The organism is Colwellia polaris, assembly GCF_002104515.1.
Lineage (GTDB): Bacteria > Pseudomonadota > Gammaproteobacteria > Enterobacterales > Alteromonadaceae > Cognaticolwellia > Cognaticolwellia polaris.
The window spans coordinates 2,675-5,594 of the sequence record NZ_NBOE01000022.1; the positions used below are offsets into that span (position 1 = coordinate 2,675).

Below are 2,920 nucleotides of genomic sequence, written 5' to 3' on the forward strand. Positions count from 1 at the left end.
GGGGTTGTATGGTTAAGTGACTAAGCGTATGTGGTGGATGCCTTGGCAGTTAGAGGCGATGAAGGACGTGTTAATCTGCGAAAAGCGTAGTTAAGGTGATAAAAACCGTTATAGACTGCGATATCCGAATGGGGAAACCCACCCGTCGTAAGGCGGGTATCATTAAGTGAATACATAGCTTAATGAGGCGAACCGGGAGAACTGAAACATCTAAGTACCCCGAGGAAAAGAAATCAACCGAGATTTCGTTAGTAGCGGCGAGCGAACGCGAATTAGCCCTTAAGTGGTTTGTAAGTTAGTGGAATCTACTGGAAAGTAGAACGATACAGGGTGATAGTCCCGTACACGAAAATAAACTTATCATGAAATCGAGTAGGTCGGCACACGTGAAACGTTGACTGAACATGGGGGGACCATCCTCCAAGGCTAAATACTCCTAACTGACCGATAGTGAACCAGTACCGTGAGGGAAAGGCGAAAAGAACCCCTGTGAGGGGAGTGAAATAGAACCTGAAACCGCATACGTACAAGCAGTGAGAGCCGGATTTAGTCCGGTGATTGCGTACCTTTTGTATAATGGGTCAGCGACTTATATTCTGTAGCAAGGTTAACCGAATAGGGGAGCCGTAGCGAAAGCGAGTGTTAACTGCGCGTTTAGTTGCAGGGTATAGACCCGAAACCCGGCGATCTACCCATGGGCAGGTTGAAGGTTGAGTAACATCAACTGGAGGACCGAACACACGTATGTTGAAAAATGCGGTGATGACTTGTGGGTCGGAGTGAAAGGCTAATCAAGCCGGGAGATAGCTGGTTCTCCCCGAAATCTATTTAGGTAGAGCCTCGCACGAACACCATTGGGGGTAGAGCACTGTTAAGGCTAGGGGGTCATCCCGACTTACCAACCCTTTGCAAACTCCGAATACCAATGAGTGATATGCGGGAGACACACTACGGGTGCTAACGTCCGTTGTGAAGAGGGAAACAACCCAGACCGCCAGCTAAGGTCCCAAAGTACTAGTTAAGTGGGAAACGATGTGGAAAGGCATAGACAGCTAGGAGGTTGGCTTAGAAGCAGCCATCCTTTAAAGAAAGCGTAATAGCTCACTAGTCGAGTCGGTCTGCGCGGAAGATGTAACGGGGCTAAACTAGTCACCGAAGCTGCGGATTCATCATTTATGATGAGTGGTAGGGGAGCGTTCTGTAAGCCGTTGAAGGTGTGTTGTAAAGCATGCTGGAGGTATCAGAAGTGCGAATGCTGACATGAGTAACGATAAGGGGAGTGAAAAACTCCCCCGCCGAAAGACCAAGGTTTCCTGTCCCATGTTAATCAGGGCAGGGTAAGTCGGCCCCTAAGGCGAGGCGGAAACGCGTAGTCGATGGGAAACAGATTAATATTTCTGTACTTCTATATATTGCGAAGGAGGGACGGAGTAGGCTAGGTGAGCACGGCGTTGGTAGTCCGTGTGAAAGTATGTAGGCGGTTGACTTAGGTAAATCCGGGTCTTCATTAACGCTGAGATACGAGACGAGTGTCCAAGGACATGAAGTCATTGATGCCATGCTTCCAGGAAAAGCTTCTAAGCTTCAGATATATAGGAACCGTACCCCAAACCGACACAGGTGGTTAGGTAGAGAATACTAAGGCGCTTGAGAGAACTCGGGTGAAGGAACTAGGCAAAATAGTACCGTAACTTCGGGAGAAGGTACGCTCTCTAATGTGAATGACTTGCTCAGTAAGCATCGGAGAGTCGAAGTAACCAGGTGGCTGGAACTGTTTATTAAAAACACAGCACTGTGCAAAATCGAAAGATGACGTATACGGTGTGACGCCTGCCCGGTGCCGGAAGGTTAATTGATTGGGTTAGCTCTGCGAAGCTCATGATCGAAGCCCCGGTAAACGGCGGCCGTAACTATAACGGTCCTAAGGTAGCGAAATTCCTTGTCGGGTAAGTTCCGACCTGCACGAATGGCGTAATCATGGCCACACTGTCTCCACCCGAGACTCAGTGAAATTGAAATTGCGGTTAAGATGCCGTATACCCGCGGCTAGACGGAAAGACCCCGTGAACCTTTACTATAGCTTGACAGTGAACATTGCTCCTACATGTGTAGGATAGGTGGGAGGCTTTGAAACTTTGTCGCCAGATGAAGTGGAGCCAACCTTGAAATACCACCCTTGTATGCGTGATGTTCTAACCTAGGGCCCTAATCGGGCTTGGGGACACTGTCTGGTGGGTAGTTTGACTGGGGCGGTCTCCTCCTAAAGAGTAACGGAGGAGCACGAAGGTTGGCTAAGTACGGTCGGACATCGTACGGTTAGTGCAATGGCATAAGCCAGCTTAACTGCGAGACAGACACGTCGAGCAGGTACGAAAGTAGGTCATAGTGATCCGGTGGTTCTGTATGGAAGGGCCATCGCTCAACGGATAAAAGGTACTCCGGGGATAACAGGCTGATACCGCCCAAGAGTTCATATCGACGGCGGTGTTTGGCACCTCGATGTCGGCTCATCACATCCTGGGGCTGAAGTCGGTCCCAAGGGTATGGCTGTTCGCCATTTAAAGTGGTACGCGAGCTGGGTTTAGAACGTCGTGAGACAGTTCGGTCCCTATCTGCCGTGGGCGTTTGAGAATTGAAGAGGGCTGCTCCTAGTACGAGAGGACCGGAGTGGACGAACCGCTGGTGTTCGGGTTGTTATGCCAATAGCATTGCCCGGTAGCTACGTTCGGAACTGATAACCGCTGAAAGCATCTAAGCGGGAAGCAGGCTTTGAGATGAGTTCTCACTGGAGCTTTAAGCTCCCTAAAGGGTCGTTGGAGACTACAACGTTGATAGGTTGGGTGTGGAAGTGCTGCGAGGCATTGAGCTAACCAATACTAATTACCCGTGAGGCTTAACCATACAACACCCAAGTGGTTTT

The 2,920-nt window shown here is 49.7% G+C and carries 1 rRNA gene; it reads left to right on the top strand.

The features are described 5' to 3' along the window. Positions 1-10 precede the first annotated feature (10 nt). Positions 11-2,901: ribosomal RNA gene (locus B6A32_RS19050) — 23S ribosomal RNA — on the top strand. Positions 2,902-2,920 lie beyond the last annotated feature (19 nt).